Origin of the sequence: Kitasatospora sp. NPDC057940 (assembly GCF_042887425.1) — a bacterium.
In the GTDB taxonomy this organism is placed as follows: domain Bacteria; phylum Actinomycetota; class Actinomycetes; order Streptomycetales; family Streptomycetaceae; genus Kitasatospora.
The window spans coordinates 330,049-355,996 of the sequence record NZ_JBHVPH010000003.1; the positions used below are offsets into that span (position 1 = coordinate 330,049).

The 25,948-nt window shown below is 72.4% G+C and carries 22 protein-coding genes and 1 pseudogene; 14 read left to right on the forward strand and 9 right to left on the reverse strand.

What is annotated here, in order from left to right:
* The first annotated feature begins 1 nt into the window (after position 1).
* Together ACFVTF_RS07330 and glsA are read left to right on the forward strand one after the other, a co-directional pair.
* Positions 2-322 (forward strand): SHOCT domain-containing protein, encoded by a 321-nt coding sequence (locus ACFVTF_RS07330; protein ID WP_387810304.1) that lies wholly within the window; start codon positions 2-4, stop codon positions 320-322.
* A 76-nt stretch (positions 323-398) separates the two neighbouring features.
* Positions 399-1,745, forward strand: coding sequence for a glutaminase A (glsA, locus tag ACFVTF_RS07335; protein WP_387810307.1), 1,347 nt, complete (start codon positions 399-401; stop codon positions 1,743-1,745).
* A 32-nt stretch (positions 1,746-1,777) separates the two neighbouring features.
* Here glsA and ACFVTF_RS07340 read toward each other — a convergent pair.
* Positions 1,778-2,020 (reverse strand): annotated as a pseudogene (locus tag ACFVTF_RS07340) (hypothetical protein); the annotation flags it as partial.
* Between the two features lie 367 nt (positions 2,021-2,387).
* Here ACFVTF_RS07340 and ACFVTF_RS07345 point away from each other — a divergent pair.
* The 3 genes from ACFVTF_RS07345 (at position 2,388) to ACFVTF_RS07355 (ending at position 5,393) form a co-directional block, all read left to right on the forward strand.
* Positions 2,388-3,212 (forward strand): SAM-dependent methyltransferase, encoded by an 825-nt coding sequence (locus ACFVTF_RS07345; RefSeq protein ID WP_387810310.1) that lies wholly within the window; start codon positions 2,388-2,390, stop codon positions 3,210-3,212.
* A gap of 65 nt (positions 3,213-3,277) precedes the next feature.
* Complete coding sequence (locus ACFVTF_RS07350) at positions 3,278-3,949, forward strand: hypothetical protein (protein WP_387810313.1); 672 nt, start codon at positions 3,278-3,280, stop codon at positions 3,947-3,949.
* Between the two features lie 244 nt (positions 3,950-4,193).
* Positions 4,194-5,393, forward strand: a complete 1,200-nt coding sequence (locus tag ACFVTF_RS07355; protein ID WP_387810316.1) for an alpha/beta hydrolase family protein — start codon at positions 4,194-4,196, stop codon at positions 5,391-5,393.
* 152 nt (positions 5,394-5,545) lie between these two features.
* On the opposite strand, the gene dacB is transcribed toward ACFVTF_RS07355, so the two are convergent.
* The 4 genes from dacB to ACFVTF_RS07375 form a co-directional block, all read right to left on the reverse strand.
* Positions 5,546-7,036 carry a D-alanyl-D-alanine carboxypeptidase/D-alanyl-D-alanine-endopeptidase gene (gene dacB / locus ACFVTF_RS07360; protein ID WP_387810319.1) on the reverse strand — a complete coding sequence of 497 codons (1,491 nt, stop codon included), beginning with the start codon at positions 7,034-7,036 and terminating at the stop codon, positions 5,546-5,548.
* A gap of 220 nt (positions 7,037-7,256) precedes the next feature.
* On the reverse strand, positions 7,257-8,024 hold the full coding sequence (locus ACFVTF_RS07365; protein ID WP_387810322.1) for a DUF4097 family beta strand repeat-containing protein: 768 nt from the start codon (positions 8,022-8,024) through the stop codon (positions 7,257-7,259).
* 52 nt (positions 8,025-8,076) lie between these two features.
* A complete protein-coding gene (locus ACFVTF_RS07370) occupies positions 8,077-9,417 on the reverse strand; it encodes an FtsX-like permease family protein (RefSeq protein WP_387810325.1) in 1,341 nt (446 codons plus the stop codon).
* Positions 9,414-10,193: an ABC transporter ATP-binding protein gene (locus ACFVTF_RS07375; protein WP_387810328.1), complete on the reverse strand. Its 780-nt coding sequence runs from the start codon at positions 10,191-10,193 to the stop codon at positions 9,414-9,416. Before ACFVTF_RS07375 ends, ACFVTF_RS07370 begins: the two co-directional genes overlap by 4 nt.
* A gap of 267 nt (positions 10,194-10,460) precedes the next feature.
* On the opposite strand from ACFVTF_RS07375, the gene ACFVTF_RS07380 reads away from it, so the two are divergent.
* From ACFVTF_RS07380 to ACFVTF_RS07395, 4 genes are all read left to right on the forward strand, one after another.
* On the forward strand, positions 10,461-11,471 hold the full coding sequence (locus ACFVTF_RS07380) for a sensor histidine kinase (RefSeq protein ID WP_387810331.1): 1,011 nt from the start codon (positions 10,461-10,463) through the stop codon (positions 11,469-11,471).
* Positions 11,472-11,504: 33 nt separating this feature from the next.
* Positions 11,505-12,173, forward strand: a complete 669-nt coding sequence (locus ACFVTF_RS07385; RefSeq protein WP_387810766.1) for a response regulator — start codon at positions 11,505-11,507, stop codon at positions 12,171-12,173.
* 139 nt (positions 12,174-12,312) lie between these two features.
* A complete protein-coding gene (locus tag ACFVTF_RS07390; protein ID WP_387810334.1) occupies positions 12,313-13,560 on the forward strand; it encodes a sensor histidine kinase in 1,248 nt (415 codons plus the stop codon).
* The gene (locus tag ACFVTF_RS07395) at positions 13,548-14,201 is read left to right on the forward strand and encodes a response regulator (RefSeq protein ID WP_387810337.1); all 654 of its coding nucleotides are present in this window, start codon (positions 13,548-13,550) and stop codon (positions 14,199-14,201) included. The genes ACFVTF_RS07390 and ACFVTF_RS07395 overlap by 13 nt, the downstream gene beginning before the upstream one ends.
* A 110-nt stretch (positions 14,202-14,311) precedes the next feature.
* On the opposite strand, the gene ACFVTF_RS07400 is transcribed toward ACFVTF_RS07395, so the two are convergent.
* Positions 14,312-15,604 (reverse strand): cytochrome P450, encoded by a 1,293-nt coding sequence (locus ACFVTF_RS07400; RefSeq protein ID WP_387810340.1) that lies wholly within the window; start codon positions 15,602-15,604, stop codon positions 14,312-14,314.
* A gap of 182 nt (positions 15,605-15,786) precedes the next feature.
* Here ACFVTF_RS07400 and ACFVTF_RS07405 point away from each other — a divergent pair, with 182 nt between their 5' ends.
* Positions 15,787-16,332 carry an adenylate kinase gene (locus ACFVTF_RS07405; RefSeq protein WP_387810343.1) on the forward strand — a complete coding sequence of 182 codons (546 nt, stop codon included), beginning with the start codon at positions 15,787-15,789 and terminating at the stop codon, positions 16,330-16,332.
* 38 nt (positions 16,333-16,370) lie between these two features.
* Here the strand turns inward: ACFVTF_RS07405 and ACFVTF_RS07410 are convergent, their stop codons facing one another.
* Positions 16,371-17,372 (reverse strand): LacI family DNA-binding transcriptional regulator, encoded by a 1,002-nt coding sequence (locus tag ACFVTF_RS07410; RefSeq protein ID WP_387810346.1) that lies wholly within the window; start codon positions 17,370-17,372, stop codon positions 16,371-16,373.
* A 190-nt stretch (positions 17,373-17,562) separates the two neighbouring features.
* Here ACFVTF_RS07410 and ACFVTF_RS07415 point away from each other — a divergent pair, with 190 nt between their 5' ends.
* Positions 17,563-18,504 carry a nitrilase-related carbon-nitrogen hydrolase gene (locus ACFVTF_RS07415; protein ID WP_387810349.1) on the forward strand — a complete coding sequence of 314 codons (942 nt, stop codon included), beginning with the start codon at positions 17,563-17,565 and terminating at the stop codon, positions 18,502-18,504.
* Between the two features lie 166 nt (positions 18,505-18,670).
* Positions 18,671-19,105, forward strand: a complete 435-nt coding sequence (locus ACFVTF_RS07420) for a hypothetical protein (RefSeq protein WP_387810769.1) — start codon at positions 18,671-18,673, stop codon at positions 19,103-19,105.
* Positions 19,106-19,132: 27 nt separating this feature from the next.
* Here the strand turns inward: ACFVTF_RS07420 and asnB are convergent, their stop codons facing one another.
* Together asnB and ACFVTF_RS07430 are read right to left on the reverse strand one after the other, a co-directional pair.
* Positions 19,133-20,980 (reverse strand): asparagine synthase (glutamine-hydrolyzing), encoded by a 1,848-nt coding sequence (gene asnB, locus ACFVTF_RS07425; protein ID WP_387810352.1) that lies wholly within the window; start codon positions 20,978-20,980, stop codon positions 19,133-19,135.
* 183 nt (positions 20,981-21,163) lie between these two features.
* The gene (locus ACFVTF_RS07430; protein ID WP_387810355.1) at positions 21,164-22,567 is read right to left on the reverse strand and encodes a short-chain fatty acyl-CoA regulator family protein; all 1,404 of its coding nucleotides are present in this window, start codon (positions 22,565-22,567) and stop codon (positions 21,164-21,166) included.
* A 347-nt stretch (positions 22,568-22,914) separates the two neighbouring features.
* Here ACFVTF_RS07430 and aceA point away from each other — a divergent pair, with 347 nt between their 5' ends.
* Together aceA and aceB are read left to right on the forward strand one after the other, a co-directional pair.
* Positions 22,915-24,210, forward strand: a complete 1,296-nt coding sequence (gene aceA / locus ACFVTF_RS07435; protein WP_387810358.1) for an isocitrate lyase — start codon at positions 22,915-22,917, stop codon at positions 24,208-24,210.
* Between the two features lie 127 nt (positions 24,211-24,337).
* On the forward strand, positions 24,338-25,948 hold the full coding sequence (aceB, locus tag ACFVTF_RS07440) for a malate synthase A (protein ID WP_387810362.1): 1,611 nt from the start codon (positions 24,338-24,340) through the stop codon (positions 25,946-25,948).

Genomic DNA, 25,948 nt, shown 5'->3' on the forward strand with positions numbered 1-25,948 from the left:
CATGATCGGCCGCCGTCTGTCGCGCAGCGGACGCCCGGGGCTCATCGGCACCGCCGCCCGCACCGCCGTCATCGCCGGGACCGCCACGTCCGTGTCGAGCCGGGTCGCCGCCCGGCACCAGCAGGCCGCCGCGCAGGCGGCCCCGGCACCACCGCCGCCCGCCCCCGCACCCGCTCCCGCACCCGCGCCTCAGGCCGCGCCGAACTCCGGATCGAACGACCAGACACTCGCCCAGCTCGAACGCCTCGTCGAACTGCGGCAGAGCGGGATGCTGACCGACGACGAGTTCACGGCGGCCAAGCAACGCCTCCTCACCCCGTGAACCCCCTCCGCCCGACGGCGCCCGCACGGGGGCAGGGCCCGACCGGGCCTGCGCGCCGCGCCGCCGTGGTGCGGTGATGGAGCCCGTGACGGCGGTGCTCGCCGAACTCGTCGAACGGCACCGCGCCGACACCGCCGGTGACGTCGCCCGCTACATCCCCGAACTCGCCCGCGCCGACCCGCACGCCTTCGGCCTCGCCATGGTCAGCGTCCAGGGCCACGCCTACCAGGCCGGTGACGCGTCGGCCGCCTTCACGATCCAGTCGGTCTCGAAGCCCTTCGTGTACTCGCTGGCACTGTCGGAGCTGGGCCTGGCGGAGGTGGCCAGGAGGGTCGGGTTCGAGCCGAGCGGGGAGCCGTTCAACGCGATCAGCCTGGAGGCGGGCACCGGGCGCCCGGCGAACCCGCTGATCAACGCCGGGGCGATCGTGACGACCGCGCTGATCGGCGGCGACCGCGAGGCCGCGTTCGAACGGATCCGCGACACCCTGTCGGGCTTCGCCGGCCGTCGGCTGACGGTCGACGAGGACGTCTACCGGTCCGAGGCCGCCACCGGGGACCGCAACCGGGCGCTGGCCTACCTCACGCTCTCCCAGGGCGTGCTGGAGCGCCCGGCCCAGCAGGCCTGCGACGTGTACTTCCGCCAGTGCGCGATCGAGGTCACCGCCGTCGACCTGGCCGTCATGGGCGCCACGCTGGCCAACGGCGGGCGCAACCCGGTGACCGGGCGCAGCGTCGTGGACGCCGACGCGGCGAGCGCGACGCTGTCGGTCATGGCCACCTGCGGCATGTACGACCACAGCGGCGAATGGATGCTGCGGGTGGGCCTGCCGGCCAAGAGCGGCGTCGGCGGAGGGGTCTGCGCCGTGAGCCCCGGCCAGTTCGGCGTCGGCGTGTTCAGCCCCCCGCTGGACCCTCGGGGCAACAGCGTCCGCGCGAGCGCCGTCCTGCGGGAGCTGTCCGCCGAACTGGGCCTGCACGTCCTGCGGCGCACCGAGCGCGCGCGCTCACCGCTCCAGGCGGTGCGCACCGACCACGGCGCGCACCACTTGGAGCTGTTGGGCGACCTCGGTTTCGCGGCCGCCGAGGAGATCGTCCACCGCGTCCGCCGGCTGGCCCGCGATCAGCCCCGGCCGCTGGTCACGGTCGACCTCTCCCACGTCACCGCCGTGCGCCCGATCGCCCGCAGGCTGCTGGCCGACTGCGCCGCCGGCCTCCGGGCCCGGACGACAGTGCGCTTCGTCGACCCCGCGGGCCTGGTCCGGGGGCCGTCCGCAGACACCCCGCGCTCGACGCCCCGCTCGACGGCCTCGCGCGAGTCCGAACCCGAATCCGAGTCCGAACCCGGATCCGAGTCCGCCACTACCGTGACAACCTCCAGCGCCGTGCCGGACGGCTCGCGCTTGAGCGGATCGAAGCCGTAACGGGCCAGCAGCACCCCCTCCACCAACGCCTGCGCCGCCTCCGCCGTCGTCGCACCCGCCCCGGACGGCACCACGACGGCCAGCCGCGAACGGCCCGGCACCGCGAGCGCCACGGCCGCCCCGGCGTCCCTCAGCACATCCGGACCTGCCGCACCCTCCGGCCCCGTCCCGTAGAGCACGACGTCCGGCCCGTCCTCCCGGGGCACCAGCAGCACCTTGCCCGCCGCCCCGTCATCCCGGCCGCTTCCACGGCCCCCGGCCCGATCCCGATCCACTCCGGCACCGCCACCGCCCCCTGGACCACCGGCAGCCCCACCGCCTCCGGATCTCTCACCGCCGACGGATCCCGGGCCGGGACGACGTCAACCCTCGGAACGCGGCTCCACGAAGGGATGAGATCGAGGGCTGCCCTGCTCTGCGCCACTGTGCTCTCCTCTGCTGGGGGCGGCGGTCCAGAGGCCGCCGGTCCCAGCAGCCGCTCCCCGGTAAGACGCACGGTCAGGACGCTTCCAGGACACGCCACGCGCTGTGCCCCCCAAACGCACGAACGCCCGGCACCCCCGCCCGGGCGCGCGGGCGGGGGTGGGAGGACACCCCTAGGCTTGAGGCCGCACTGGTCCGAGGGACGGGGAGTCGGCTGCCGTGACCGATCGCAGCACAGAGGACGATCAGTCGAAACCGAACATCGCCCGGGTCTACGACTACCTGCTCGGCGGCAGGGACAACCACGCCGTCGACCGCGAGATCGGCGACTTCTTCATCAGGGACCTGCCCGGTTCGCGGGCGATCGCCTTCGCCAACCGCGGGGCCCTCGTTCGCGCCGTGGCGGCCATGGCCCGCGTCGGCATCTCCCAGTTCGTCGACATGGGCAGTGGCCTGCCCACCGCCGACAACGTGCACCAGGTCGCCCAGCGGCACCGTGCGGACGCGCGCGTCGTCTACGTCGACCACGACCCGGTCGTGGTCGCCCACAGCCGGGCCCTGCTGGCGGCCGACGACCGCACCACCGTGATCCGGGCTGACCTGCGCGCGCCGGAGGAGCTCTACCACGACCCCGGCCTACAGGAGTTGATCGACTTCGACGAGCCGGTGGGCGTCGTCTTCAGCGCCGTGCTGCACCACCTCACCGATGCCGAACGCCCCGCCGAGCTCGCGCGCTGGTGGGTGGACCGGGTGCCGTCGGACAGTCAGGTCTACATCTCCCACTTCCGCTCCGGCGGGAACGAGGAGACCCGGCTCATGGAGCAGAAGCTGCAGGCCAGCTTCGGCCGCGGCCGCTGGCGCACCGACGAGGAGATCACCGGCCTGTTCGACGGCCTCGAACTCCTCGAACCGGGCCTGGTCCCCTGCTCCCTGTGGCGGCCGGACCCGGCGCCGGGCGACGACGGCACCGGGAACGGCGTGGCCGGGCCCGCCCTGACGGTGTGGGAACAGCTGATCTCCTGCGCACTGGCCCGCAAGCCGTAGCCGGCTCGTACGTCGTGCAGGCGGGCGGGCGGAGAGTGTCAGTGGCGTGCTGTTGAGTGTGCGCCATGACTGTTCACCACCTGCTGTCCGCCCTGCCCGGGCTCGACGAGCTGCGCGCCCGCTGCCGGGCGCTGGCGCTGCTGGACTCGATCGTCTCCGTCCCCTACGAACCCGACCACTCGTACGTGGCCGAATGGCGTCCGGGCGTCGATCTGGCGTGCATGGGCAACGGTTCCGGTGACCAGTACGCGATCGTCTTCGACCCGGCTGGGGTGTTCCTCTACGGGTTCGACCACGAGAGCGACGCCACTCCGTGGCGGGAGGAGGACCGCGCGCACTGGCCCGGCCTGCTTGACGGCCTGCCCGGCCCGCTCGCGCACTACGCGCAGGCGCCGGAGTTCCAGTTCGAGGGCTTCTTCGACGCGACCGTGTGCGCCTGGCGCGAGACGCGCGGCACCGGCTGGCGGTGCGGGCCGGTCGAGTTCGCCGACGGCGAGACGGACGGCGCCGACTGGCTGTTCGACCTGCTCACCGCCGCCGACGGTACGGAGGCGTTCGTGGGCTACGCCGAGGAGCACCACGAGCGGTCCGTCGACCGGGAGGCGGTGGCGGCCGTGCTGGCGGACACCCCGCTCGATCGCCGAATGGTCTCCGCGCTCTCGCCCACCGCGAACTTCGACACCGTCGCCGCGTTGGCCCGCACGCTGGGTTACCACACCGTTCGGGAGGACAGCTGAGCTGATCAACTTCTTCTGGAGCGTCGGCCGGTGAACATCACCGCATGGAGCTCGACGACCCCGTCGTAGGTCCAGCGGTAGGACTTGGCGTCGTGTTCGTCGTAGGGCGGGACGAAGGTGGCGCTCGACGATGCCGGTGAAGGGAGCCTCGCGTCGCGGGGATCTCAGGGTGTAACCAGTACCACCCTCAAGACGGAAACCTGCATGATCGAGCGTCAGGGCGGGGCCGGGCAGGATCGTGCCCATGAACACCACCCCGAACCGCAAGCGCCGTATCAGCGCCGTCGCAATCCTGGGTCTCGCTGCATCAGTGGCCGCGACCGGCACCGGACTGGCCGCCACGACCCCGCCGTCCACCGTGCACGCGACCGTCGCCACAGCTGCCGCCGCGACCCCGCGGTCCCTCCAGGGCACGCTCCCCGCGCCGACCGGCCCCCACGCCGCCGGCGAGGACGTCATCCACCTCACCGACGCGAGCCGTCCCGACCCGTGGGTGCCGACATCCGGCCCCCGCCAACTGACCGTCACGATGGTCTACCCGGCCGTCCCCGGGACCGGGACTCCGGCCCCCTATATGACCCTCGCCGAGGCAGCCGGACACATCCAGCACGGGAAGATACCGGCGAGCTCCGGCATCACCCCGCAGAACCTTTCCAGCGTCACCACTCACGCCTTCGACGGCGCGCGGCCGCAGAGCGGCAAGTATCCGCTGGTGGTCCTCTCACCCGGGTTCGGGGACCCGCGCATGGTGCTCACCTCGCTCGCGACCGAACTGGCCAGTCACGGCTACGTCGTCGCGCTCGTCGGCCACACCTACGAGGACAGCGGCGAGACGCTGGCGAACGGTCAGACGCCGCCGTGCGCGATCTGCGATGACCCGGCGACGCTCGACTTCGACGCCGTCACCGCCAGCCGTGCGCTGGACGTGTCCTTCGTGATCGACCGGTTGACGCATGGCAATACCGCGTGGCCCCTGGCACACCTCATCGACAAGCACGAGATCGGCATGGCCGGACACTCCATCGGCGGAGCGGCGGCCGCCGCCACGATGATCACCGACCCGCGAGTTCGGGCCGGGGTGAACATGGACGGCAGCTTCAACCCGGCCCCGATGCCCGGCCAGATCGACCGGCCGTTCCTCATGCTGGGTGCGGCCGCCTACCACTCGGCCGGCGGTGGCGACAACTGGGGGCAGGCCTGGGCCGCCCTCGGCGGCTACAAGAAGTGGCTGGCGGTCACCGGCGCCAACCACCCCAGCTTCACCGACGTGGACCTGCTCGAGGAGGAGGCCGGGTTCCCGACGCCGCCCCTCGACCCCGAACGTGGAATCGTGATCACGCGTGAGTACGTGACAGCGTTCTTCGACCGGACGCTGAAGGGGATCCACAGTCCGCTGCTGGACGGCCCCTCGCCGAACAACCCGGAAGTGCTCTTCCAGTACTAGCCGGTACCTGACGACGAGGAACGGGACCTCTGGTAGATCACTTGCGTCGAGCAAGATGATCAAGAACCAGGGGTCCCGTTCGCAGGAGAAGCCTGTCGTCATCACCCGGACGATCTCCGGCTGCTGAACCGGTCACCTGCTCGGGCTGCCCATCACGCCTTGGGCGACTTGTAGATGGTGGCGGCCATCGCTCCCAGTTGCTTGTTGGCCTTGAGCGCGAGGTCGATGGCATCGCTCACGGAGTCACTGGGCACCGGAATGTTGTTCACGTAGATCGCGAAGGCGTAGCGGTGGCCGTCCTTCGCATCGATGTAGCCTGCGAGCGCCTTCGTGCCGAGGGCCAGCTTGCCCTGGTAGGAGCTGACCAGGGTGCCGGTCTTCGCACGGATGTGTCCTGCGGCGGGATCGGTGCGCTCGATGACGTCGGCGAGCGAACCGTCGACGCCCATGCTCGGCATGGAGTCGTAGAAGACGTCGAAGTCGTCCTGTCGTGCCAGGTGCCGCAGCAGCGCCACCTGGGCAGCCGGCGTCGCCTTGTCGCCGGGGAGGCCCTGGGCATCGACGAGGCTCACTGAATTCGGATCCACACCCGCGTGGGCGAGGAACTCCTTCTCGATCTTCATGCCGTCCGCATAGGTTCGTTGCCCGTTGTGTGCCGCCATCAGCGGCGGCAGAAGGTTCGCCCCGAGATTGTGGCTGACCTTGTTGATCAGCTTTGCGTACTCCTTGAAGGGCGGAGAGGTGTAGGTCGCCGATACGGGCAGCGAGCTCACTTCCGCCGACGGGGGAAGCTTGCTGTCGGGGTTCGCTCCCAGCGAGGGGGCGGATACGCTGACGCCGTTTCTGGCGAGTGCCTCGATGAGGACGGTGCGGGCGAACGCCGCCGGGTCGGGGACCTGGTAGGTCGTCATGAAGGGAGCCTTCGCGTCCGCGGGCACGGAGCCTCGGACCCGGATATGACCAGGGCTCACGCTGTCGGTCGTCACCGCCGGCTTGGTTCCGGCGGGTGTGGTCGTCACCTGCGCGTCGACGCCGAAGGCGGCCGTCTTCGGGCGCCAGTCGACCTTGGCCGGCTCGCCGGGTGCGCCCGGCGTGATGAGCACGTCGATCAGGTTGTCGTTGACGATGGTCGGAGTGATCGGCACCCCGCCGATCGACACCGGGTCCCAGAGTCGGTTGTCGATCACCACGTCGCCGTCGACATGGCGGACTCCACTGGCCGCGACCTGTCGGGCCAGCTCGTTGACACCCGCCAGCGGATCCTCTTCGGTGATGGTCGCCATGCCGGGTACGGCGTTGGCGTCGTAGTGGTCGAAGTCGGGGACGTCCAGTCCGCCTGACGCGGTGGTCCGCCCACCGAGTGCCAGATCGCCGCTCCCGACCAGGATGAGATCGCCGGAGAGCCGCCCGTCCGCGGAGACCGTACCCGAATGCACCACGGGCGTACGGAAGCGATGGTCGTCACCCAGGACATCGAGCGCGGCACTGACCGCGAAGGTCTTGGCCGTCGAACCGGTCATGAACTGAGAGTCGGCGCCCTGGGATTGGACGACCTTCCCCGTCTGCAGATCGGCGACCTGCAGCCCCCACTGGCCCGACGACCACGGCGCGGCACTCATGAGCTTCTGCAGGTCGGCGCTCACCCGTGTCGCACCCGGTGCCGGAGAGGCCGAGTTGTCCGTGGAGTTGTGGGAGCACGCCGTCATCGCCACGGCAGCCGTCATCGAAGCGGCGAGCGCCAGGGCGGTACGCCGCCGTACCCGAGGTGTCCTGATTCCGGAGAGGGAGTTGCTTGACATTCGTTCTTTCCTGTTCGACTTTCGCGCTCGATCGAACGCTTCCGGCCTGGTTGCTGCGCGGCGGCTAGGGTGTCCCGCCCTTGCCGATGGCGATGCTGCCGTTGCGGGTCCGGACGGCCACGGCATGGCCGCTCGCGTCGTCCTTCGCGACGTTCACGGTGACGTCGCCCTTCTTCGCGGCCGTGCGGACCGCGTACTTCGATTCCGGCAGGCCCAGTTCGACGTTGCCGTCCCTGCTCTGCACGTCGACCAGGTCGGGCACGGCGGCCAGCCCCAGGTCGACGTTGCCGTTCCGCGACGTGACGCTGACGGACCGGGCGGAGATCCCGTCGCCCTTGATGCTTCCGTCGCCGCCTTCCAGGGCCAGCTCGGCTCCGTGGAGGTCCGACAACCGGACGTCGCCGCCGGCGGTCCTGGCCGAGAAGTCCGCGGTGAAGCCGGTGGCCTCGATGCGCCCCTTGCCGCTCTCGGCGGTGACGGCGACGGCGCGCGGCACCTTCACGGTGTACTTCGCGCTGCAGCCCACCGAGATCCCCGTGCAGTCCACCGAGAGTGTGAGCGTGCCCCCTTCGAGCTGCCAGCCGGACCCCACCTCCCCGCCGACCTTCCTGCCGCTGACCCGTCGTTCCACCTGAACGCCGTCGATGTCGGCGGCCACCAGTGCGAGGTCGGCGGAACCGGAGTTGACGGTCAGGCTGCCACCGGCGAAGTCGAAGGACTTCGAATCCACGGTCGCGTCGGCCGATGCGCCGTTTGTGGTGCACGCCGTGGCGGCGAGGCCGAGGAGCGAGGCTGCGCCGAAGGCGAGAAGCGTGCGCGTGGTCGGTTTCATCGAATTCTTCCTTCGTCGACGAACATGGTGGTGTGGATTCCCGCGCCCCGGTTCACGAGCGCAGCGCCCGGACCGCGACGGTGCGCGACACCCGGGCCGCCTGAAGGACCAGCGCGAGGCAGGTGGTGACCAGCGTCCCGGCGGCGAGCGCCCCGAGCGTGGCCCAGGGGAGGCCCGCCAGGACCCGGACGACGTCGATCCGGGCTCCCAGGGCGATGGTGAGACTCGACACGGCGACGAACAGCGCGCCGAAGACGATCGCCGTCCCCGCGTAGATCGCCCCCTCGTAGACCATCGACCGGGTGACCACGCCCGGCCGCGCACCGGCCACCGTCACGACGGCGGAGTCACGGACGCGCTCCCGCCCGACGAGGGCGATCACGGCGAGGCCCCCGACCCAGGACACGACGAAGACCCAGCCCAGCACGACCAGGATGTTGTCCAGCCCGGCGCTGCCTCCGGGCATGGCCTTCCCCATCACCATGAAGAGGCCGACGAACGACAGGGAGAGCGCGAAGGGCAGCACCGTGGTGACGCTCCTCGTCGCGCGGGCCCGGCACGACTGCACGGCCAGGTGCCAGGCGACGCCGCGCGAGGGCACCAGCGCCGTCCAGAGCTTCATCAGCGGGGTGAGCACCCAGGGGCCCATCAGCAGCAGCAGGCAGACGAGGAAGAGGTTCCCGGCGAACGCGAAGGCCGTCCGCTGGGCGAGCCCGCCCTTGAGTTCGAGGCCCAGGCCGGGGACCCACATCCCGACCACTCCGGCGAGCAGGCACAGGGCGAGGCCGCCGCGGGCCACGCCCGGCCGCGCCGGGGGTTCGGAGAAGTCCCGGAAGGCGTGCATCTCCGGTGTCCTGGCGGCCCGCCGGGTGACGCCCCAACCCCCGAGCAGGCACGGAACCAGTCCGAACAGCACGCTCACGCCGACGTACCAGAACCGGAACCCGACCGAGGCCCCGTGCAGGTCGAGACCCGTCCCCTTCCACTGCGCGAGGGCGACACCCGCGACCAGCAGGGCGAGCGGTGCGGCCAGCGCGCCGGCCACCGCGCCCAGCACCACCAGCTCCGTCCGCAGGATGAACCTGACCCGGTGGCGCGGGATCCCGAGGATCACCCACAGGGCGTGCTCGCGCCGCTGGGTCGTCAGCGTCAGACCGACCGCGGAGGCGACGACGCCCACGGCGGCGAGCACGGTGAAGAAGACGATGTTGCCGCCGAGGGCGATCGACGCGGAGACCATCCGTGCGTCACCCGCCGCCCGCGCCGCCGAGACGGCGGTGAACATCGCGATGGCCGAGCCCGCCGAGCACGCCGCGCCGACCGTGGCGCACAGGAGCGTCCACCACCACATCGACGCCTGTAGGCGGATGTCCGACAGCACGAGCCGGATCACGACTCCTCCCCGCCCGCTTCGTCCGCCGACTGCGCCGCGAGGACGGCGTCGCCCACCGCGCGGGAGTCGCCACCGGGGATGACCGTGTGTACCCGCCCGGACCCCATCACCACGACCTGATCGGCCCGCGCGGCCGCATGGGGGTCGTGGGTGACCATGAGCACCGTGCTCCCCTGCGCGGGAAGCGCCTGCAGCCAGTCGAGCACCACATGACCCGACTTGATGTCGAGCGCACCCGTCGGCTCGTCGGCGAAGACGATCCGCGGCTGGTTCGCCACCACCCGGGCCACCGCGACGCGCTGGCGCTCGCCACCGGAGAGGCGGTCGGGGCGTCGCCGCGCGTGCCTGGCGATGCCGAGCCGCGCCATGGCGTCCTCGACCCGCGCCCTGGGCACCCGGCGGCCGGCGAGCCGCGCCGGCAGGGCGATGTTGTCCTCGACCGTCAGCGAGCTGACGAGGTTGTACTCCTGGAAGACGAAGCCGATGTTCTCGCTGCGGAACGCGGCCTGCTTGCGGGGGCTGAGTGAGCGGACGTCCGTCCCGAGGATCTCGACGGACCCCGCGGTCGCCCGCTCCAGCCCGGCCGTGCAGAGCAGGAGCGTCGACTTGCCCGAACCGGAGGGGCCGACGACGGCGGTCAGCCGGCCTTCGGGAATCTCCAGGTCGATGTCGTGCAGGACGCGCGTCGTCTCGCCCCGGCGGCCGGGAATGGGGAATTCCGTCCGAAGGCCGCGCAAACGAATGCACGGCACCGGAGCGGTAGTGGAAAATGGCATGAATCAAGGAAAGCAGGGCCGGGCAGTGGAGTGCACGGGTTCCTGCACTGCTATGGGAGGTAGACTTGGATCTACCGCCCGACCGATCCGAACTGTGCGAAAATGTTGATCATGGCGCAGATTCGTGTTGCCCGGAGGCTGCTGACCGAATTCGTCGCAGCGGCCGCCTTTCCGATTCTCCTGATTTCCGTTCTCGCTGCGCCGGTCTCGGTTCCGGTGGTGGCCGAACTGGACCGCTCCAGGGCGCAGTGGTGCGGAGTCCGGACGATGCCGCTGCGACCCGCCGACCGCAGCTGGCCGCAGTGGGTGGCCGGTCGGCTGCGGGCACGGTCGGTGTGGAGGACCGACCTCCCCGTGTTCGTCACCGCCGCGCTCCTGTCCGCGCTCTCACTGCTGGTGGGCTTCTTCGGATTCTTCGGCGCCCTGGCGCTGGTTCTCTCCCCCGTCCTCTGGGGTTTCGGCATCGCCGCGAAAGTCGGCCCGTTCACCCCGGCCGCCCTGTGGGAAACCCTCGTGGCGGTGCCCGCGGGAATCGCCCTCGGTGCGGTCACCGTGGGTGCGCTGGCCGGCATCTCGCTGCTCCGCGACCTGCTCCTGCGGGCCTTCTCGGGGAGCCGGAACCCCGACCTGCTCGCGAAACTGGAGGAACTCCGCGCCAGCCGGGCCTCGCTGACGGCGGCCTTCGAGAACGAGCGCCGGCGCATCGAGCGTGACCTGCACGACGGCGCCCAGCAGGAACTCGTCGCCCTCGTCATGCGCCTGGGAATCCTGGAAGCCGCGGCGACGGCCACCGACCAGGAACGGATCGTCCAGTTGGCCCGCCAGGCCCAGACCCAGGCGGAGCGCGCGCTCGAACGGCTGAGGGAGACGGTGCGCGACATCCACCCCAGCGAACTGAGCGATCTCGGTCTCGTCGCCGCCGTCCGGGAGCTGGTGGCCAGATCACCGTTGCAGGTCGAACTGACCAGCACCGGTACGGACGCCTGGCTCTCCTCGCCGATCGCCACGGCCGTGTACTTCACGGTCTCCGAGGCCCTGACGAACATCGCCAAGCACGCGGGCGTCGGGAGCGCCCGGATCGAGATGCGGTGCACCGAGAGCGGCGTCCGCGTCCGGGTGGGCGACGACGGCGCCGGCGGCGCGCGGATCAGCACCGGATCCGGGCTCTCCGGGCTGCGTGAGCGGATGCGAAGCGTCGGTGGGAACCTCGAAATCACCAGCCCGCCGGGCGGCGGAACGGAGGTCGTGGCATCCGCCCCGGCCCAACCCCCGTGGTGACGGAATTCGACAGGGAAAAGCGATGGGAAATCGATTGTGAGAATCATCCTGGCGGACGACAGTCTGCTGATACGCGCCGGAATCCGGGAGATCCTGGTTTCCAGTGCCCACGACGTGATCCGCGAATGCGAGGACGCCGACGAACTGGTCGCCGCTGTCGACGACCTCGCCGCCGCCGGAGCCGCCCCCGACCTGGTGATCACGGATGTTCGCATGCCGCCCGGGAACACCGACGACGGACTCCGGGCCGCGATCGACATTCGGTCGCGGCACCGGGACCTGCCGGTACTGGTCCTCTCCGCCTACGTCACGGGCCCGTACGTGCGCGAACTCCTGAACGGCCCGGGCGCCGACGGGGCGGTCGGCTACCTGCTCAAGGAGAAGGTGGGCAGAGTGGCGGACTTCCTGCGGGCCGTCGAGACGGTCTCCGGCGGCGGGGTGGTGATCGACCCCGAGGTGGTTCGCCACGTCACCCGCGCCGACCCGCCGCGGGGCCCGCTCGCCCGGCTCACGGCCCGCGAACAGGAGGTGCTCGCCCTCATGGCCGAAGGCCGCTCCAACGCGGAGATCGCGGCAGAGCTGTTCCTCTCGGGCGCCGCCGTGGCCAAACACGTGGGGAACGTCTTCCTGAAACTCGGCATGCCCTCCGGCGAGGACAACCGCCGGGTGAAGGCCATCCTGACCTGGTTCGAATACAACTAGGCAGAAGCCGACCTCCCGAGCCGAGATGCTGTCCGCCCACAGGCCAAGATCGAGCTCTACGGCTGGGGCACTAGGTTCACCATGAGATCGGGTACAGGTTTCATGGCACCGTCCTCCTGCGGTGCCCTAGCGTCGTGCCATGACGATTCCAGCTGGACTGAGACGCCCGGCCCTCCGGGCGCGGCGGGACACCTGCTTCCTTGCCGCTGGTGTGCTGCCGCACCTGGCGCTGGTGCCCGTGTGGGCCTGGGCGGCGACGACTACCGCCAGGACGGGGAACTGGCTCCTCACGGTTTCCCTGTCGGCCGCCCTGGTCCTGCTCGGAACCCCGGTGCTGACGGCCGTTCAGCGGGCTCGCTACCGGGTGCTCATCGGTGTGGACGTCCCCCGGCCCACCCCCACCGCGGCGGAACAACGGACGTGGGCCTCGACCGCCCGGTGGCTCGCGGCGACGCGGCCTTGGCGCAGGATCGGCTACCACCTCCTGCTGGGCCCGCTGCTCGCGCTGCTGGAGCTGCTGGTGCTCGCGGTGGCAGCGGCGGGCCTGGCGGGCGTGACCGCCTACGCCTGGGCATGGGCGCTGCCAACCGGAATCCGCCAGGACTGGTTCGGCTACCTGACCCAACTGCCGGCTTACACAGCGGCTGGACTCCTCCTCCTGTGCGCCCTGCCCTGGACCGCGCGGGCAGCCGCCCGGGCCGAGGCGCGGCTGGCGTCGGGCCTGCTCGGGCCCAGCCGGGCGCAGCGGCTCCAGGAGCGGGTCGATCAGCTGGCCGTGAGCCGGACCGACTTGATCGAGGCCGTCGACGCGGAGCGCCGCCGGATCGAGCGCGACCTGCACGACGGCACCCAGCAGCGGTTGGTGTCTCTCGCGGTCAACCTGGGTCTGGCCCTTGCCACCCGCCCGGACCTGCCGAGTGATGACCGCGAGGTGATCGCGAAAGCGCATCTGGAGGCGAAGGAGGCGATCACCGAACTCAATGACCTGGTGCGGGGGCTGCACCCGGCCGTGCTCGAAGACCGAGGTCTGGACGCGGCGTTGTCCGGGCTGGCTGCCCGCACGCCCCTGCCGGTGCGGCTGCGGGTCAATCTGGAGGAGCGGGTGGCGCCCAACGTGGAGTCGGTCGCGTACTTCGTGATCTCCGAGGCGCTGACCAATGCGACGAAGCACGCCAACGCGATGCACGCGGAGGTGATCGTCCGTCAGGTCGGCGAGGTGCTGCGAGTGCGCGTCACCGACGACGGGCTGGGCGGTGCCGACGCCGCTGCCGGCACGGGGCTGACCGGGCTGGCCAAGCGGGTCGGCTCCCTCGACGGGGCCTTCCACGTCAGCAGCCCCGTTGGCGGGCCCACCACCATCACCGCGGAGCTGCCGTGCGCGCGGTGATCGCCGAGGATTCGGTGTTGTTGCGGGTCGGCCTGATCAAGGTGCTGGAGATGGGCGGGTTCCAGGTCGCCGCGGAAGCCGGCGACGCGGAGGGGCTGTTGGCGGCAGTGGCGGAGCACCGGCCCGAACTCGCCCTGATCGACGTCCGGATGCCGCCCGGCTTCACCGACGAGGGGGTGCGGGCGGCGATGGAGATCCGCCGGCGCTGGCCGGGGACGCCGGTGGTGCTGCTTTCGCAGTACGTGGAGGAGCGGTACGCGGCCGACCTGCTGTCTGCGAACACCAGCGGTGTGGGCTACCTGCTCAAGCAGCGGGTTGCCGATGTCGCCGACTTCGTGGCGGCGGTCCGGCGAGTGGCGGACGGGGGCACGGCCCTGGACCCGCAGGTCGTCGCCCAGTTGCTGCTGCGGCGGCGCGACAGCGACCCGCTCGCGCGGCTGACCCCCCGCGAACGGGAGGTGCTCGGCCTGATGGCCGAGGGGCGCTCCAATGCCGGCATCGCGCAGGCGCTGGTGGTCAGCGAGAGCGCCGTGGCGAAGCACATCAACAACATCTTCGCCAAGCTCGACCTGCCCGTGGTCGACGCGGACCACCGCCGCGTCCTGGCCGTGCTGCGGTTCCTCGGAGCGTCCCGGGTCTGACCTTCCCGTCCGTGATCACGATCTACGGCTGGAGTACCGGCCAGGAGGTGAACGGATCGCGGACCAGCTCCTGATCGGCCTGGTCCGCCGGCCGACGCGACCCGCACGGGCTAGACCGACGCCGTGTGGGTCGGGGGTTGGAGGCGTACGGGGAGGGCCTTCAGGTGCCAGTTGAGCGGGTTGGTGCCGCGTTGCAGGTGCTCCGGGGCGACGGCGAGTCGCAGGTCGGGTACCCGGCTGAACAGGGCGGCCAGGGCGACGGCGGCCTCCTCCTGGGCGAGGTGTGCGCCCAGGCAGCGGTGCGCGCCGTGGCCGAAGCCGAGGTGGGGCTCCTTGCTGTGGCGGGTGCGGCCGAGGTCGAGGCGGTCGGGGTCGGCGAAGGCGGCGGGGTCGCGGTTGGCCGCGGACACGATCGGGAGGACGGCTTCTCCGGCGCACACCGGGGTGGCGCCGACGGTGGTGTCGCGAGTGGCGTAACGGGGCAACGCGCGCACGACGGGCCCGCAGTAGCGCATGAGTTCGTCGACGGCGTGCGGCATGAGGGAAGGGTCCTCGCGCAGCAGGGCGAGCTGGTCGGGGTGGGCGAGGAGCACTTCGGTGCTGTTGGCGATGAGGTTGACGGTGGTGATGTGCCCGGCGACGACCAGGTTGGTGATGAGCGAGACGAGCTCGTCGGTGCTCAGGCGGTCGTCGTGGTGGGGCGCGAGCAGTTCGGAGATGAGGTCGTCGCCCGGATCGGCGGTGTGGAGGCCGATGAGGAGGTGGGCGTCGGCGACCATGCCGGCGAGCGCCGCACCCAGTTCCTCGCCGCAGGTGCCGGCGGCCAGGGTCGCGCTGCGGCTCCGCCAGCGGTCGCGGTCGGCTTCGGGGACGGCGATGAGTTCGCAGATGACGGTGATGGGAAGCGGCCGGGCGAAGTGTTCGATCAGGTCGACGACGCCGTCCTCGGCGTGGTCCGGCAGGCGGTCGAGCAGGTCGGCGGCGATGGCTTCGATCCGGGGGCGCAGCGCGGCCACGCGGCGCGGGGAGAACGCGGCGGCGACCAGGCCGCGCAGCCGGCGGTGGTCGGCGCCGTCCGAGTCGAAGATCCCGGCGCGCAGGTACTTCTCGTGGCCCGCGTACATGCCGCGGGCCTGCCAGGTCTGTTCGGTGCGGTGGGCCACCTCCGCGCCGGGGACGGTCGCGGCGTCGATGGTGAAGTCGGGATCGCTCATGATCGTGCGGATGTCGTCGTGGCGGGTCGCCACCCACATGGGGTCGACGCCTTGGACGCGGCCCCGCACCAGGTGCTCGCGTTCGCGGATGTGCGCGTAGGAGGTGAACGGGTCGCGGACCAACTCCTGGTCGGCGAGGTCCAGCGGTTCGTCGCCGGTCTCGGTGGTGGCCCGGCCTTGCGTCGTCATGGTGAGGCGCTCCCTACGGGTTGTCGTTCCGTGACGGCATCATGGCGGCCGGACCGTGCCCCATCTGTCGCTATCGGTACCAATCCACCCGAACGAACGTATTCGCCCTCGACCCCGGAGACGAGGACGGCCGTCTCCTCCGGGGCCGCCGCCACCGTCTCGCTCTCGCTAAGGTGGCGGTCGTGGAACGGGTGCTGATCGCGGGGATCTCAGGGGCGGGCAAGACGACGATGGCCGGGCGGCTGGCCGAGCGGCTCGGCCTGCCGCGGTACGAGCTGGACGCCCTGCACCACGGCCCGAACTGGACTCCGCGCCCGGAGTTCCGCTCCGACGTCGAGGCGTTCGCGAGCACCTCGCGCTGGGTCGTCGAGGACCAGTACACCCGGCTGCTCGGTGACCTGCTGACTGCTCGGGCCGACACCTACGTCTGGCTCGACCTGCCCCGGCGGACCGTCATGTACCGCGTCCTGCGCCGTTCGTTCGCCCGGGCGCTCAGCCGCCGCGAGCTCTGGAACGGCAACCGCGAGGGCTTCCGCGACTGGCTGGACCCGGAACACCCGATCCGCTGGGCCTGGGCCAGGCACTCCGTCCACCGCCGGCGCACGCTGGACCGGCTCGCGGCCCACCCCGGGCTGACGCTGGTCCACCTGACGTCGGCGCGCGCGGCGCGCAGGTGGCTGCGGGCGGTCGGCGACCCGGTACCGGCCCCTGTCCGGGCCCGGGAGTGAGCCCGGGCCCGGGCCCGGGAGTGAGCCGCGCGGAGGTGTCAGCCGCGCCCGGCGGTGGATGACCGGACGTGGAGCTCCCAGGCGTGGGTGCGCACCACGCCCGGTTCCGCCGCGCCCGACAGCAGGTCGCTGAGCAGGGCCGCGCATTCGCGGCCGTACTCCGCCGCGCGCAGGTCCACCGCCGTCACCTGCGGGCTCGACCCGCGGGCCGCGGCGCCGTCGACGCAGGCGGCCACCAGCACCTCGGATCCGGCCCGCAGGCCTGCCCGGGCCACGGCTGCCAGCACGCCGGGCACCGCGCCGTCGGGGGCGCAGACCACGGCGTCCAGGCCCGGGGTGCCGGCGAGCAGGTCCGTGGTGGCGGCCTCGGCCTCGGTCGGCGTGGCCGCGAACGGGACGGTTCGCACGACGACCTCGACGCCGTGGCGCCCGGTCCAGTCGGCGGCGGCGGCCCGCAGGGCGGCCGCCCAGTCGGATCCCGGGCCGGGGGCCAGCAGCGCCGGGCGGCGGGCGCCGCGCTGCGCGAGGTGGTCCAGCAGGGCGGCGAGCGAGGTGGCGTTGTCGCACACCACCGATCCGCTGGGTGCGGCCCCGCCGCCGAGGTAGCGCTCCCCGGTGACCACGGGCACGCCTGCGGCCAACAGGCCGGGCACGGCCGGGTCGTCGACCTCCGGATCGATGACCATCAGCCCGTCGACCCGGGCGGCCAACCCGCCCTCCGCCGCCTTCCCGGGGGCGAGCAGCACCACGTCGAGGCCGTCCTCGCGGGCCCGCTCGACGGCGCCGAAGGCCAGCTTCATGTAGTAGTCGAGGCGGGTCGCCGTGCGCGGCAGGTACAGGCCCACCGCCCCGGTGCTGGAGCGGCGCAGGCTGCGCGCCGCCGAGTTCGGCCGGTAGCCGAGCTCCCGGGCCGCGGCCTGGACGCGTTCGCGCGTCGCCTCGGCCACCCGGCCGGATCCGAGGAGGGCGTCGGAGGCGGTGCTCTTGGACACCCCGGCCGCCCGGGCCACGTCGAACAGGGTCACGGATCGGCTGGTCACAGCCCGGAAGTCTAGACGCAGAACCGGTGGCCACCCGTCGTGCGGGCGCCCGCGGTGCTGCCCGCATCCTCTTGCCGGAACGTTCCGGCAGAGCTTAGGGTCACCCGTGCCGGAACGTTCCGGCACGGGTTCGGCACAGCTTCGGCCGCTGCTCCCGACACCACGACCCGAGATGACCCGAGGACCCGCCATGCGCCTGATCACCGCCCTCAACCCGCCCGCGTCCCCGGCCCGCACCCGCGCACCCCGGCGCGCCGCCCTGCGGGTCGCCCTCGTCCAGCAGCGCTGGCACGCGGACCCCGAGCAGCACCGGGCCGGCCTGCTGGAGGGAATCCGCCTCGCCGCCGAACAGGGCGCCGTCCTCGTCGCCCTCCAGGAGCTCACGCTCTCCCCGTACTTCGCCGTGCTGCGCCAGTCCGACCACCCGCAGGCCGTCGAGCCCGAGGACCTGCGCACCGGCCCGACCTTCGCGTTCGCCGCGGCCGCCGCCCGCGAGCACGGCCTCCACGTGCACGCCTCGCTCTTCGAGAAGGCCGACGGGCCGGACGGCCCCGACGGCCTCGGCTACAACACCGCGATCCTCGTCGCCCCCGACGGCACCCTGGTGCAGCGCACCCGCAAGCTGCACATCCCCGTGACCGAGGGCTACTACGAGGACACCTGGTTCCGCCAGGGCCCGGCCGGCGAGGACGCCTTCCCCCTCGCCGCGGTGGGCGACGCCGCCGTCGGCTTGCCGACCTGCTGGGACCAGTGGTTCCCCGAACTCGCCCGCGCCTACTCCCTCGCCGGCGCCGACGTCCTCGTCTACCCGACCGCCATCGGCTCCGAGCCGGGCCACCCCGGCTTCGACACCCAGCCGCTGTGGCAGCAGGTCATCACCGGCAACGCCATCGCCAACGCCACCTTCATGGTCGTCCCCAACCGCATCGGCACCGAGGGCGAACTCACCTTCTACGGCAGCTCGTTCATCGTCGACCCGTACGGCCGCGTGCTCGCCCGGGCCCCGCGCGACGAGGCCGCCGTCCTGGTCGCCGACCTCGACCTCGACCAGCGCCACGACTGGCTCGAACTCTTCCCCTTCAACACCACCCGCCGCCCCGACGCCTACGCGCCCCTGACCGCCCAGCGCTGACGCCCCCCGGCCTCCCCGGCCCGGTTCCGACCGGGGGACGGGGAGGCCCGGCGGCGCCGCCTCACACACCCCCACCGGCGCACCCCACACGCCGTCCGGCACCAGCCCCTCCACCAGCACCCGACCCGGCGGCGGCAGCGCCCCCACCGACGCCGCCCCCTGCGACATCAACAACCTCTCCATCCACGTCACCGCACGCCCCGGAGCACCCAGCCAGCGGGTCATCGACGTCCACAACACCGGCGCCAAGGCCTGCAGCCTCAGCTCCTCCCCCGGCGTCAACCTGGGCAACTCCACCGCCCGCGACCAGAGCAACAACATCCGGCCGGTGCTCGCCAGCGGCACCCTGCGCTTCCCCGTCCCCGCCGGCCAGAACGCCTACGTCGTCATCGACCTCAACCCCAGCGGCGCCACCACCGGCACCACCCCCGACATCAACGAGATCAACGTCCTCGCCGACCAGGACGACACCAACATGCCCCTCGCCGCCACCCACAACTTCCCGCTCACCCCCGACACCCGCGTCCTCAACCCCCACATGGGCAACTACCGCGCCACCGTCGCGGAGGCCGTCACCTCCATGGCAGCCGCCGGCAAGTAACCCCAGCGAGGCGACGAGGCCGCGAGGTCAGAGGGCCAGGGCGGGGCGGTGGTGGTCGAGCCACAGCGCGAGGTCGACGACCCGCTCCAGGCGGAGCCGGTGGCCCCACGGCAACTGCTCGGCAGGCGTGTCGAGGGCGGCTCCGACGACCGTCTCGTCGGCGATGTCCCGGACGTGCGGTGCGTCCAGTGCCTCGCGGGCCAGCCGTTGCAGGCCCGCGTTGTAGTCGGGGTGGTGGGTGGCCGGGTAGTGGTTCTTCGGCCGCCACAGCACCGAGTCGGGGGCGATGCCCCGGCCGAGGTCGCGCAGCAGGCTCTTCTCCCGGCCGTCGTGGTTCTTCATCGCCCAGGGGGTGTTGAAGGCGTACTCGACGAGGCGGTGGTCGCAGTAGGGCACGCGCACCTCCAGGCCCTGAGCCATGGAGAGGCGGTCCTTGCGGTGCAGGAGTTGGCGCAGCCAGCGGGTGAGCGAGAGGTGCTGCATCTCGCGCAGGCGGTGTTCGGCGGCGCTCTCGGAATCGAGGCGGGGGACGGCGGCCACGGCGGTGCGGTAGGTGTCGGCGCGGAACTCGGGGATGCGCAGCCGGGCGGCGAGGTCGGGGTGGAGCGGCATCGCGGCCTGGTCCCCGGTGACCAGGAGCCAGGGGAAGGCACGAGCGGCGAGTGCCTTCGGGTTGTGGAACCACGGGTAGCCTCCGAAGACCTCGTCGGCGGCCTCGCCGGAGAGGGCGACGGTGGAGTGCTTGCGGATCTCCCCGAACAGCAGGTAGAGCGAGGTGTCCATGTCGCCGACGCCGATCGGCGAGTCCCGGGCGGCGACCACGGCGCGCCGGTTGTCCGGGTCGAGCAGGGCGCGGGGGTCGAGGACGACGGTGGAGTGCTCGGTGCCGATGAACGCGCCGGCCTCGACGGCGAAGGGGGTGTCGTGGCCGGTGCGCAGCACGTCGCCGGTGAACCGTTCGGCCTGGTCGCTGTAGTCGACGGCGTAGGAGCGCAGGGTGGCCTGCGGCCCTTCGCGGAGGCGGAGTTCGTCGGCGATCAGGGCGGTGACGACGGTGGAGTCGAGGCCGCCCGAGAGCAGGCTGCACAGCGGGACGTCGGCCTCCAGCTGGGTGCGGGCGGCGCGGTCGACCAGGCCGCCGATCAGCTCGGTGGTGGTCTGCGGGTCGTCGGTGTGCGGGCGGGCCGTCAGCTCCCAGTAGCGCCGTTCGCGGATGCCGTCGCGGTCGAGGACGAGCAGGCTGCCGGGGTGCACCTCGCGGACGCCGGCCCAGACGGTGGGGCCGGTGTTGAACAGGAGGCTGTAGGCCTCGCGCAGGCCGTCGGCGTCCACGGTGGGGGTCACCTCGGGGTGGGCGAACAGGGCCTTGGGTTCGGAGCCGAAGGCGAGGCCGCCGTCGGTTTCGGCCCAGAACAGCGGCTTGACCCCGAGCCGGTCGCGGACCAGCAGCAGGCGCTGCTCGCGGTCGTCCCAGACGGCGAAGGCGTACATGCCCTCCAGGTGGTCGACCAGGGCGTCCCCCCACTCCTGGTAGGCGCGCAGGACCACCTCGGTGTCGCTGCGGGTCTCGAACCGGTGGCCCTTGGCGGCGAGTTCGGATCTCAGCCGGTGGTGGTTGTAGACCTCGCCGCTGTAGGTGAGCACCACCTGCGGGTGGTCGGGGCGGTCGGTCATGGGCTGGGTGCCGCCCTCGATGTCGATGACGGCGAGGCGGCGGTGGCCGAACGCGGCGTGGCGGCCGAGCCAGACGCCGCCGGCGTCGGGTCCGCGCAGGGCCATGGTGTCGGTCATCGCCCGGATGACGGAGGCGGCGCCGTGGCCTGTGTCCTGGTGGAGGGACTGGTGGAAGGACACCCAGCCGGTGATCCCGCACATGCTCGCGCTCCTGGGGTGAGGGGGTGTGCTCTGCCGGACGCTGTCGGCGACGGCGCCCGGCACAGGAGTCGGACCGGACGGCCGGGAAGTTCCGGGCAGCCGGGTGATTTCCGGAACCCGCCGGGCGCGAACCGGTGGGCGTCGAGCCAAGGACGGCCAGGCCGGTACACCGGCCGGCGGCCTTCAGTTCCGGGGGTCGGGCAGCGCGGGGTAGGGGATGAAGGTGCTGGTGTGCTCGTCGAGCGCGAGCGGCCGGCCGATGGCGGGCGCGGCGCGCTGGGGGCACGCCGGGCGTTCGCACACCTTGCAGCCGAGCCCGATCGGGGTGGCGGCCGTCCGGTCGCCCAGATCCAGCCCCGCCGAGTACACGAGCCGTGCGGCGTGGCGGAGTTCGCAGCCGAGGCCGATGGCGAAGGTCTTGCCGGGGCGGCCCCAGCCGCCGGGTGAGCGGGTGACGGCGCGGGCGGTCCAGAGGTAGCGCCGGCCGTCGGGCATGGCGGCGACCTGGACGTGGACGCGGCCGGGGGCGGCGAAGGATTCGTAGACGTTCCACAGCGGGCAGGTGCCGCCGGTGCGGGAGAAGTGGAAGTCGGTCGCGGACTGGCGCTTGGAGACGTTGCCGGCCCGGTCGACCCGGACGAAGGAGAACGGCACGCCGCGCAGCCGGGGCCGCTGGAGGGTGCTGAGCCGGTGGCAGACCGTCTCGTAGCCGACGCCGAAGTGGTCGGCGAGGTGCTCGATGTCGTAGCGCGCCGATTCGGCCTCGGCGTGGAAGGCGGCGTACGGCAGCACGAGGGCGGCGGCGAAGTAGTTGGCCAGGCCGATCCGGGTGAGCGACCAGGCGGTGGAGCCTTCCGGGCTGTCCTGGGCCGCGAGTTCGGACAGCAGCGGATCGTGTTCCAGGTAGGCGAGTTGGGTGGCCATCCGGAACGCCTGCTGCCCCGGGCGCAGCCGGTCCGACAGGCTCAGGACCCTGCTGCGCGGGTCGTACCGGTGCAGGTGCTCGCCTCCGGCGACGGTCCGTACGCCGTGGCCGGAGGCGAGCCGGTCGGCCAGCACCGTTCTGACCTCGCCGCGCCGAAGGCCGATGGTGGCCGCCAACTCCTCGGCGGCGGTGTCGAGTTCGTGGAGGTAGTTCTGGCGGCGGTAGAAGAACTCGCGGACCTGTTCGTGCGGGGTGAGGGTGTCGGGCGCCGGGCCGCGGTCCCCGGCGAGGACGGCGAGCTGCTCGGTGACCGCCCGTCGGCCGCGGCCGAGGTCCATGAGCAGCCGTGCCACGGCGGGCAGGCGGGCGGCGACCTCGTCGAGGTCCCCGGCGGTGACCCGTCCGGCCGCGAGCTCCTCGCCGAGCGCGTCGCGCAGTTCGGCGGTGAGCCGGGCGCTTTCGGGCGGGGCGAAGTACCCGGCCTCGACGCCGAAGGCCTCGGTGAGGCGCAGCAGGACGGGCACGGTGAGCGGGCGGGCGTCGTGCTCCAGCTGGTTGAGGTAGCTGGGTGAGAGGTCGATCAGCCGGGCGAGGGCGGCCTGGCTGAGTCCGCGCTCCTCGCGCAGGCGGCGCAGCCGGGCGCCGGCGAAGGCCTTTCCCATCGTGTCGTTCTCCCCCACTGGGCGCGTCGGCCGATCCGGTGCGGGAAGCCTAGCCGCACCGCGGGGCGCCAAGTCGTCGCAACCTTCGCAGATTTGCCGAGGACCGTTCGCAGAAGTTGGCAGTGGTCCACCGGTGACGGCGGCTTCGCGGGGTGCCAGAGTCGGTGGTGCGGCCGGGAGGTGCGCAGGACAGCGGCGAAACACCAGGTCGGTCGCGGCCGGGCAGGCTGTCCGGGCATCCACGTCCTGCGGTGTCACGCCGCCGCCCGGCACCGCCCGGCCGCCCACTCGCCCTTGCGGTGAGGCACCTCACAACCTTCGCAACGAGCACCCTGGGGAGCAGACCCATGACTCAGTCGGTCCGGCAGCAGCAGGAGCAGCAGGCGGCGGCGCTGGCCGCCCGGTGGGCGTCCGACCCGCGGTGGGCGGGCATCGAGCGCACGTACTCGGCGGCCGAGGTCGTGCGGCTGTCCGGCACCGTCCGCGAGGAGCACACGCTGGCCCGCCGGGGCGCCGAGCGCCTGTGGCGGCAGTTGCACGAGCAGGACTACGTGCACGCCCTCGGCGCGCTGACTGGCGGTCAGGCCGTGCAGATGGTGAGGGCCGGGCTGCAGGCGATCTACCTGTCCGGGTGGCAGGTCGCGGCCGACGCCAACCAGGCCGGCCAGACCTACCCGGACCAGAGCCTCTACCCGGCCAACTCCGTTCCCCAGGTGGTGCGTCGGATCAACAACGCGCTGCTGCGCGCCGACGGGATCGACGCGGCGGAGGGGACGGACGGCGGGCCGGACTGGCTGGTGCCGATCGTCGCCGACGCGGAGGCCGGCTTCGGCGGTCCGCTGAACGCCTTCGAGCTCACCAAGGGCATGATCGCGGCCGGCGCGGCGGGCATCCACTACGAGGACCAGCTCGCCTCCGAGAAGAAGTGCGGGCACCTGGGCGGCAAGGTGCTCGTGCCCACCGCCCAGCACGTCCGCACCCTCAACTCCGCCCGCCTGGCCGCCGACATCGCCGACGTGCCGACCCTGATCGTGGCCCGCACGGACGCGCTCGCCGCCAACCTGCTGACCAGCGACGTCGACGAGCGCGACGCCCGGTTCTGCACCGGCGAGCGCACCGCCGAGGGCTTCTACCGGGTCGAGCCGGGCATGGCCCCGGTGATCTCGCGCGGCCTCGCGTTCGCCCCGTACGCGGACCTGATCTGGGTGGAGACCGGCACCCCGGACCTCGCCCAGGCCCGGGAGTTCGCCGAGGCGCTCAAGGCCGAGTACCCGGACAAGATGCTCGCCTACAACTGCTCGCCGTCCTTCAACTGGAAGGCGGCCCTGGACGACGACCAGATCGCCAAGTTCCAGCGGGAGTTGGGCGCGATGGGCTACCGCTTCCAGTTCATCACGCTGGCCGGCTTCCACGCGCTGAACCACTCGATGTTCCAGCTCGCCCGCGGCTACGCCGAGCACGGGATGACGGCCTACGTCGACCTCCAGGAGGCCGAGTTCGCGGCCGTGCCGCAGGGCTACACCGCGGTGAAGCACCAGCGCGAGGTCGGCACCGGGTACTTCGACCTGGTCTCCACCGCGCTCAACCCGAACGCCGAGACGCTGGCCCTGACCGGCTCCACCGAGGCCGAGCAGTTCCACTGAGCCGTCCCCGGCGCACTGAGCCCACCCCGGCGGCCTCTGGGGAGAGACCGCCCTTCACCCCGCCGCCCGGGGCCTCGTTGAGGGACGAGGCCCCGGGCGCCCTTCCACCCGCCACCTGGAGAACCGGATGAGCCAGCCCAGCCGCATCGACGTCCTCGGCGAGCACGAGGACCGCTTCGAGGAGATCCTCACCCCCGCCGCCCTGGACTTCGTGGCGCGCCTGCACGGGGCCTTCGCCGGCCGCCGCGCCGAACTCCTCGCCGAGCGCCGCCACCGCGCGACGGCGCTCGCCGCCGGGGGCACCCTGGACTTCCTGCCCGAGACCCGCGCCGTCCGCGAGGACCCGACCTGGCGGGTCGCCGGCGCCGGCCCCGGCCTGGCCGACCGCCGGGTGGAGATCACCGGCCCGCCCGAGCGCCGGATGGCCGTCAACGCGCTCAACTCCGGCGCCAAGGTGTGGCTGGCGGACTTCGAGGACGCCACCTCCCCCACCTGGCACAACCTGCTCTCCGGCCAGCTGAACCTGCTCGACGCGATCGAGCGCCGGATCGACGACACCACCCCGGAGGGCAAGCGGTACCGGATCGGCGACACGCCCGCCACCATCGTCGTGCGCCCGCGCGGCTGGCACCTCGACGAGCACCACCTGCTGATCGACGGCCGCCCGGCGATCGGCGCCCTGGTCGACTTCGGCCTCCACCTCTTCCACTGCGGCCGGCGGCAGATCGAGCGCGGCAGCGGCCCGTACTTCTACCTGCCCAAGCTGGAGAACCACCTCGAAGCCCGGCTGTGGAACGACGTCTTCACCTTCGCCCAGCACGAGTTGGGCATCCCGCACGGAACGATCCGCGCCACCGTGCTGATCGAGACCATCACCGCCGCGTTCGAGATGGACGAGATCCTGTACGAGCTGCGCGAGCACGCCGCCGGCCTCAACGCCGGGCGCTGGGACTACCTGTTCAGCCTGATCAAGAACTTCGCCACGCACGGCCCCCACTACGTCCTGCCCGACCGCGCCACCCTCACCATGACCCAGCCCTTCCTGCGCGCCTACACCGACCTGCTGGTGCGCACCTGCCACCGCCGCGGCGCCCACGCCATCGGCGGCATGGCCGCCGCCATCCCGCAGCGCGACCCCGCCGCCAACGAGGCGGCCCTGACCAAGGTCCGCGCCGACAAGGAGCGCGAGGCCGGCGACGGCTTCGACGGCTCCTGGGTCGCCCACCCCGGCCTCGTCGCCACCTGCCGGGCGGCCTTCGACACCGTCCTCGACGACCGCCCGCACCAGCTCGACCGCACCCGCGAGGACGTCGAGGTCACCGCCGCCGACCTGCTCGGCGTGCACAGGCTGTCCGTCGGCCTGCCGACCGAACAGGGCCTGCGCTCCAACGTCGCCGTCGCCCTGCGCTACCTGACGGCCTGGCTCGACGGCTCCGGGGCCGTCGCCGTCCTCGGCCTGATGGAGGACGTCGCCACCGCCGAGATCGCCCGCTGCCAGATCTGGCAGTGGCAGCACCACTGCTCCCGGCTGACCGGCGGATCGCTCGCCACCCCCGACCTCGTACGGCGGCTGATCGACCGTGAGCGCGCCACCCTGCTCGCCGAAGGCGCCGACCCGGCGCTCGTGGACGACGCCGTACGGATCCTGGAGGAGACCGCCCTCGGCGCCGAACTGCCCGCCTTCCTCACCACCGAGGCCTACGCCCGCCACCTCGTGCGGATCCGCACCGCGGCCTGA

Bases quoted from the DNA above. Each gene is read 5' to 3' on its own strand.
- ACFVTF_RS07430 (WP_387810355.1), bottom strand. From the start codon at position 22,567: ATGGGAAAGGCCTTCGCCGGCGCCCGGCTGCGCCGCCTGCGCGAGGAG.
- asnB (WP_387810352.1), bottom strand. From the start codon at position 20,980: ATGTGCGGGATCACCGGCTGGGTGTCCTTCCACCAGTCCCTCCACCAG.
- aceB (WP_387810362.1), top strand. From the start codon at position 24,338: ATGAGCCAGCCCAGCCGCATCGACGTCCTCGGCGAGCACGAGGACCGC.
- ACFVTF_RS07390 (WP_387810334.1), top strand. From the start codon at position 12,313: ATGACGATTCCAGCTGGACTGAGACGCCCGGCCCTCCGGGCGCGGCGG.
- ACFVTF_RS07380 (WP_387810331.1), top strand. From the start codon at position 10,461: ATGCCGCTGCGACCCGCCGACCGCAGCTGGCCGCAGTGGGTGGCCGGT.
- ACFVTF_RS07375 (WP_387810328.1), bottom strand. From the start codon at position 10,193: ATGCCATTTTCCACTACCGCTCCGGTGCCGTGCATTCGTTTGCGCGGC.
- ACFVTF_RS07330 (WP_387810304.1), top strand. From the start codon at position 2: ATGATCGGCCGCCGTCTGTCGCGCAGCGGACGCCCGGGGCTCATCGGC.
- ACFVTF_RS07350 (WP_387810313.1), top strand. From the start codon at position 3,278: ATGACTGTTCACCACCTGCTGTCCGCCCTGCCCGGGCTCGACGAGCTG.
- ACFVTF_RS07415 (WP_387810349.1), top strand. From the start codon at position 17,563: ATGCGCCTGATCACCGCCCTCAACCCGCCCGCGTCCCCGGCCCGCACC.
- ACFVTF_RS07355 (WP_387810316.1), top strand. From the start codon at position 4,194: ATGAACACCACCCCGAACCGCAAGCGCCGTATCAGCGCCGTCGCAATC.
- ACFVTF_RS07365 (WP_387810322.1), bottom strand. From the start codon at position 8,024: ATGAAACCGACCACGCGCACGCTTCTCGCCTTCGGCGCAGCCTCGCTC.
- glsA (WP_387810307.1), top strand. From the start codon at position 399: ATGGAGCCCGTGACGGCGGTGCTCGCCGAACTCGTCGAACGGCACCGC.
- ACFVTF_RS07400 (WP_387810340.1), bottom strand. From the start codon at position 15,604: ATGACGACGCAAGGCCGGGCCACCACCGAGACCGGCGACGAACCGCTG.
- aceA (WP_387810358.1), top strand. From the start codon at position 22,915: ATGACTCAGTCGGTCCGGCAGCAGCAGGAGCAGCAGGCGGCGGCGCTG.